This window comes from Pseudomonas sp., assembly GCF_051660785.1.
GTDB lineage: Bacteria > Pseudomonadota > Gammaproteobacteria > Pseudomonadales > Pseudomonadaceae > Aquipseudomonas.
The window spans coordinates 1-6,101 of sequence record NZ_JBOFQE010000047.1 but is presented as its reverse complement, the minus strand read 5'-3'; the positions used below and the strand labels follow the sequence as shown (position 1 = coordinate 6,101).

General features: G+C 61.4%; 5 protein-coding genes. All 5 read left to right on the top strand.

Annotated features, from left to right (window positions below):
• The first annotated feature begins 238 nt into the window (after positions 1-238).
• The 5 genes from ACRC4F_RS11580 to ACRC4F_RS11560 all read left to right on the top strand — a co-directional run bounded on the left by ACRC4F_RS11580 (position 239) and on the right by ACRC4F_RS11560 (position 5,939).
• Positions 239-1,903 carry an AMP-binding protein gene (locus tag ACRC4F_RS11580; RefSeq protein ID WP_438659446.1) on the top strand — a complete coding sequence of 555 codons (1,665 nt, stop codon included), beginning with the start codon at positions 239-241 and terminating at the stop codon, positions 1,901-1,903.
• A gap of 15 nt (positions 1,904-1,918) precedes the next feature.
• Positions 1,919-2,680: an SDR family NAD(P)-dependent oxidoreductase gene (locus ACRC4F_RS11575; RefSeq protein WP_109631732.1), complete on the top strand. Its 762-nt coding sequence runs from the start codon at positions 1,919-1,921 to the stop codon at positions 2,678-2,680.
• An 11-nt stretch (positions 2,681-2,691) separates the two neighbouring features.
• Positions 2,692-3,885: an acetyl-CoA C-acyltransferase gene (locus ACRC4F_RS11570; protein ID WP_438659445.1), complete on the top strand. Its 1,194-nt coding sequence runs from the start codon at positions 2,692-2,694 to the stop codon at positions 3,883-3,885.
• 139 nt (positions 3,886-4,024) lie between these two features.
• A complete protein-coding gene (locus tag ACRC4F_RS11565) occupies positions 4,025-5,152 on the top strand; it encodes an acyl-CoA dehydrogenase (RefSeq protein WP_438659444.1) in 1,128 nt (375 codons plus the stop codon).
• Between the two features lie 13 nt (positions 5,153-5,165).
• The gene (locus ACRC4F_RS11560) at positions 5,166-5,939 is read left to right on the top strand and encodes an enoyl-CoA hydratase (protein ID WP_438659443.1); all 774 of its coding nucleotides are present in this window, start codon (positions 5,166-5,168) and stop codon (positions 5,937-5,939) included.
• The last annotated feature ends 162 nt before the right edge of the window (positions 5,940-6,101 follow it).

Sequence of the window (6,101 nt, the reverse complement as noted above, 5' to 3'; positions counted from 1 at the left end):
GAGCAGGCTCGCTCCCACAGTGGTTCTATGGCGTACACAAATCCCGTGTGGGAGCGAGCCTGCTCCGGGCGGCGTTCCGACGATGGGGCCCGCCAAGGCAACACACCTCCAGAACCTTGGCCAAACCAGTCAGACAACTTGATAACTTTGACCATTGCCCCGTTCCCCACGCGGAGCGAGTATTTCCCTGTTAAATACGGTTCCCCCAACCTAATAAAAATACAGAGGGATTCTGGCAATGCGCGATTACTTGTCTGCCACATCACAGTTCAATTATCAGCACACCGTCGACGCCGCCCTGGCCGGTGATTTGACCGCCCTCAACGCCTGCGTCGAGTGTTGCGACCGGCATGCCTTGCCGGGGCGCATTGCGTTGTTCTGGGAAGGCCGCGACGGCGCCAGCGCGACGTACACCTTCAGCGACCTGCAGGACAAGGCCGCGCGTTTTGCCAATTTCCTGCTGGCCCAGGGCGTGAAAAAGGGCGACAAGGTTGCCGGTTTGCTGCCGCGTAACATCGAACTGCTGATTACCGTCTTCGCCACTTGGCGCATCGGCGCGGTCTATCAGCCGCTGTTCACCGCCTTCGGCCCGAAAGCCATCGAACACCGCTTGAGCTGTTCCGGCGCCAAAGTGGTGGTCACCGACGCAGTCAATCGCCCCAAACTCTTTGAAGTCGCCGACTGCCCGACCATCGTCACCGTCGGCGGTGCGAAAGGCCAAGGCATCGTCCGCGGCGATTACAGTTTCTGGGCCGAACTGGCCAATTATTCCTCCGAGTGTGAACCGGTGTTGCTGACCGGCGAGGACCCGTTCCTGCTGATGTTCACCTCAGGCACCACCGGCCCGTCGAAAGCCTTGTCCGTTCCGCTCAAGGCCATCGTTGCCTTCGAAAGCTACACCCGCGACGCCGTAGACCTGCGCCCCGAAGACGCGTTCTGGAACGTGGCCGATCCGGGCTGGGCGTATGGCATCTATTTCGGTGTCACCGGGCCCATGGCGATGGGGCATCCGATCACCTTTTACGATGGCCCGTTCACCCTCGAAAGCACCTGCCGGGTCATCAACAAATACGGCATCACTAACCTCACCGGGTCACCGACCGCGTATCGCTTGCTGATTGCCGGTGGCGACGAATTCGCCAAGTCGATCAAAGGCAAACTGCGCATCGTCAGCAGCGCCGGCGAGCCGCTGAACCCGGAAGTGATCCGCTGGTTCGCCGACAACCTCGGCGTGGTCATTCATGACCATTACGGCCAGACCGAACTGGGCATGGTCCTGTGCAATCACCACGGACTGGAACATCCGATCCACATGGGCGCCGCCGGTTTCGCCTCGCCAGGCCACCGCATCGTGGTACTCGACGACGAGTACAAGGAACTCGGCGTCGGCCAGCCCGGCATTCTCGCCATCGACCGTACCCAATCGCCAATGTGCTGGTTCGCCGGTTATGAGGGCGCGCCAACCAAAGCGTTCGTCGGCAACTATTACCTGAGCGGCGACACCGTCGAGTGGAACCCGGACGGCAGCATCAGCTTTGTCGGCCGCAGTGACGACGTGATTACCACTTCCGGCTACCGCGTCGGCCCGTTCGACGTCGAAAGTGCGCTGATCGAACACCCGGCCGTGATCGAAGCCGCCGTCGTCGGCAAGCCCGATCCGGAGCGCACCGAACTGGTGAAAGCCTTCGTCGTGATCTGTGAGCAATACCGCGCGACGCCGGAACTGGCCGAAGAACTGCGCCAACACGTGCGCAAGCGTCTGGCGGCGCATTCATACCCGCGTGAAATCGAATTTGTCAGCGAGTTGCCAAAAACCCCAAGCGGCAAATTGCAGCGCTTTATCTTGCGCAACCAGGAAATCGCCAAGGCTCAAGAGGCCGCCGCGAAGAACGTTTCAGCTTGAATCAAGGAAACAATGATGCAGATCGAAAACAAGGTTTTTCTCGTCACCGGCGGTGCGTCGGGCCTCGGTGCGGCCACTGCTGAAATGCTGGTCGCCGCCGGTGCCAAAGTGATGCTGGTGGACATGAACGCCGAAGCCGTGGCGGCCCAGGCTGAACGTCTCGGCGCGCAAAGCGTGGTCGCCGACATCAGCGACGAAGCCGCTGCCGAAGCCGCGGTACAGGCGACGGTAAAAGCCTTTGGCGGCCTCAACGGTCTGGTCAACTGCGCCGGCATCGTGCGTGGCGAGAAGATCCTCGGCAAGAACGGCCCGCACGCGCTGGCCAGTTTCAGCCAGGTGATCAACGTCAACCTGATCGGCAGCTTCAACATGCTGCGTCTGGCTTCTGCGGCCATCGCCGAAACCGAAGCGGATGCCGACGGCGAGCGCGGCGTGATCATCAACACCGCGTCGGCAGCGGCGTACGATGGCCAGATCGGCCAGGCGGCCTACGCCGCATCGAAAGGTGCGATCGTCAGCCTGACCTTGCCCGCCGCCCGTGAACTGGCGCGTTTCGGCATCCGCGTGATGACCATCGCTCCCGGCATTTTCGAAACGCCGATGATGGCCGGCATGACCCCGGAAGTCCGCGCATCCCTGGCGGCCGGCGTGCCATTTCCGCCACGCCTGGGCAAACCGGACGAGTATGCCGCGCTGGTCAGGCATATCATTGAAAACAGCATGCTCAATGGCGAGGTGATCCGTCTCGACGGTGCCTTGCGCATGGCCGCCAAATAAGGAGATCTGTCATGACTATTGCCAACGATCCTATTGTTATCGTCAGCGCCGTCCGCACCCCGATGGGTGGTTTCCAGGGTGAACTGAAAAGCCTGACCGCACCGCAACTCGGTGCGGCGGCGATTAAAGCGGCTGTCGAACGCGCCGGCATTGCGCCGGATGCGGTCGAAGAAGTGCTGTTCGGCTGCGTGCTGCCCGCCGGTCTCGGACAGGCACCGGCACGGCAAGCCGCGTTGGGCGCCGGGCTGGATAAATCGACCCGCTGCACCACGCTGAACAAGATGTGCGGTTCGGGCATGGAAGCGGCGATTCTCGCCCACGACATGCTAGTCGCCGGCAGCGCCGACGTGGTCGTCGCGGGCGGCATGGAAAGCATGTCCAACGCGCCATACCTGCTGGACCGCGCCCGTAGCGGTTACCGCATGGGCCATGGCCGCGTGCTCGATTCGATGTTCCTCGACGGCCTGGAAGACGCCTACGACAAAGGTCGCCTGATGGGCACCTTCGCCGAGGATTGCGCCGAAACCAACGGTTTCAGCCGCGAAGCCCAGGATGCGTTTGCCATCGCTTCGACCACCCGCGCGCAGCAGGCGATCAACGATGGCAGCTTCAAGGATGAAATCGTGCCGATCACTGTGACAGTCGGTAAAGAGCAGGTACTGATCAGCAACGACGAACAGCCGCCGAAAGCCAAACTGGACAAGATCGCCTCGCTGAAACCGGCGTTCCGCGAGGGCGGTACGGTGACGGCAGCCAACTCCAGTTCGATCTCCGACGGCGCTGCGGCATTGGTGTTGATGCGCCGTTCCGAAGCTGAAAAACGCGGCCTGAAACCGCTGGCAGTGATTCACGGCCACGCGGCATTCGCCGACACCCCGGGCCTGTTCCCGGTGGCACCGATCGGCGCGATCAAGCGGCTGATGAAGAAAACCGGCTGGTCGCTGAACGACGTCGATCTGGTTGAAGTGAACGAAGCGTTCGCAGTGGTTGGCATGGCTGCCATGACCCATCTGGAAATTCCCCATGAGAAGCTCAACGTGCACGGCGGCGCCTGCGCCCTGGGCCATCCGATTGGAGCATCTGGCGCGCGAATCCTCGTCACCTTGCTCTCGGCCTTGCGCCAGAAAGGCCTGAAACGTGGCGTCGCAGCGATCTGCATCGGCGGCGGTGAAGCCACGGCCATGGCCGTGGAATGCCTGTACTAGGCCAACCTTACCCTGTGGGAGCCAGCCTGCTGGCGATGGCGTCGTGTCAGTCAATGTCTACTTTTATGACACACCGTTATCGCCAGCAGGCTGGCTCCCGCAGAGTTCTGTGTCGTACCCCGGATTTTAAGGATTCACCATGATTCCCAATGACGACCAACAACAAATCCGCGACATGGCCCGGCAATTCGCCGAGGAACGGCTGAAACCGTTCGCCGCCGAGTGGGACCGTGAGCATCGCTTCCCAAAGGAAGCCATCGGCGAGATGGCCGGACTGGGTTTCTTCGGCATGCTGGTGCCGGAAGAGTGGGGCGGTTGCGACACCGGTTACCTGGCCTACGCCATGGCCCTGGAAGAGATCGCGGCCGGTGACGGCGCCTGCTCGACCATCATGAGCGTGCACAACTCGGTCGGTTGCGTGCCGATCCTCAAGTACGGCAACGATGACCAGAAAGAACGCTTCCTCAAACCGCTGGCCAGCGGCGCGATGCTCGGCGCCTTTGCCCTGACCGAACCGCAAGCCGGCTCCGACGCCAGCGGCCTGAAAACCCGCGCGCGCCTGGAAGGCGATCACTACGTGCTCAACGGCTGCAAGCAGTTCATCACCTCCGGGCAGAATGCCGGGGTGGTGATTGTCTTTGCGGTGACCGACCCGAGTGCCGGCAAGCGCGGGATTACGGCGCTGATCGTGCCGACCGATTCGCCGGGCTACAAAGTCGCACGGGTCGAGGACAAACTCGGTCAACACGCCTCCGATACCTGCCAGATCTTGTTCGAAGACGTGAAAGTGCCGGTGGCCAACCGATTGGGTGAGGAGGGCGAAGGTTACCGGATCGCCCTGGCCAACCTGGAAGGCGGCCGTGTCGGCATCGCCTCGCAGTCGGTGGGCATGGCCCGCGCCGCGTTTGAAGCGGCCCGCGACTACGCCCGTGAGCGTGAGAGCTTCGGCAAGCCGATCATCGAACACCAGGCAGTCGCGTTCCGCCTGGCAGACATGGCAACGCAAATCGCCGTCGCCCGGCAAATGGTGCATTACGCCGCCGCGTTGCGTGACAGCGGCCAACCGGCTCTGGTCGAAGCGTCCATGGCCAAACTGTTCGCCTCGGAAATGGCCGAGAAGGTCTGCTCCTCGGCGTTGCAAACCCTTGGCGGTTACGGTTACCTGAACGACTTCCCGCTGGAGCGGATCTACCGCGACGTGCGGGTGTGCCAGATCTACGAAGGCACCAGCGATATTCAGCGCATGGTTATTTCGCGCAATCTTTAAGAAGGAAATCTTTATGACGTATGAAACGATTTTGCTGGAAACCCACGGCCGCGTGGGTCTGATCACCCTTAACCGTCCACAGGCGCTGAACGCGTTGAACGCGCAGATCGTCAGCGAACTGAACCACGCTCTCGATGGGCTGGAAGCCGACTCGAACATCGGCTGCATTGTGCTGACCGGCTCGAAAAAAGCCTTCGCCGCCGGCGCCGACATCAAGGAAATGGCCGAGCTGACCTACCCGCAGATCTACCTCGATGACTTGTTCAGCGACAGCGATCGCGTGGCCAACCGCCGCAAGCCGATCATCGCCGCGGTCAACGGCTTCGCCCTGGGCGGTGGCTGTGAACTGGCGCTGATGTGCGATTTCATCCTGGCCGGCGACAACGCGAAATTCGGCCAGCCGGAAATCAATCTCGGCGTATTGCCGGGCATGGGCGGCACCCAGCGCCTGACCCGCGCCGTGGGCAAGGCCAAGGCCATGGAGATGTGCCTGAGCGGGCGTTTGATCGATGCGGTAGAAGCCGAGCGTTGCGGGATTGTCGCGCGGATCGTGCCAGCGGATGAACTGCTGGAAGAAGCGCTGAAAGTCGCAGCGCTGATCGCCAAGAAGTCGCTGCCGATTGCGATGATGGTCAAGGAAAGCGTCAACCGCGCATTTGAAGTGAGCCTGTCGGAAGGCGTGCGCTTTGAACGCCGGGTGTTCCACGCGGCGTTTGCGACGCAGGATCAGAAGGAAGGGATGGCGGCGTTTATTGCCAAGCGTGAGGCTGAGTTCCAAGGTAAATGATGGCAGTGGGGTAGATTCAAAATCCACCCCTCACTGTAGAGACCGGTACATCCTTTACACTTTTGACCGGGTACATCGTTTACACATTTAACAGGCTTGATACGCGTTTGGCACCGCGTTCAAGCCTGCCTAAAGGGAAAGAGCAAAGGTACAACTCCCACA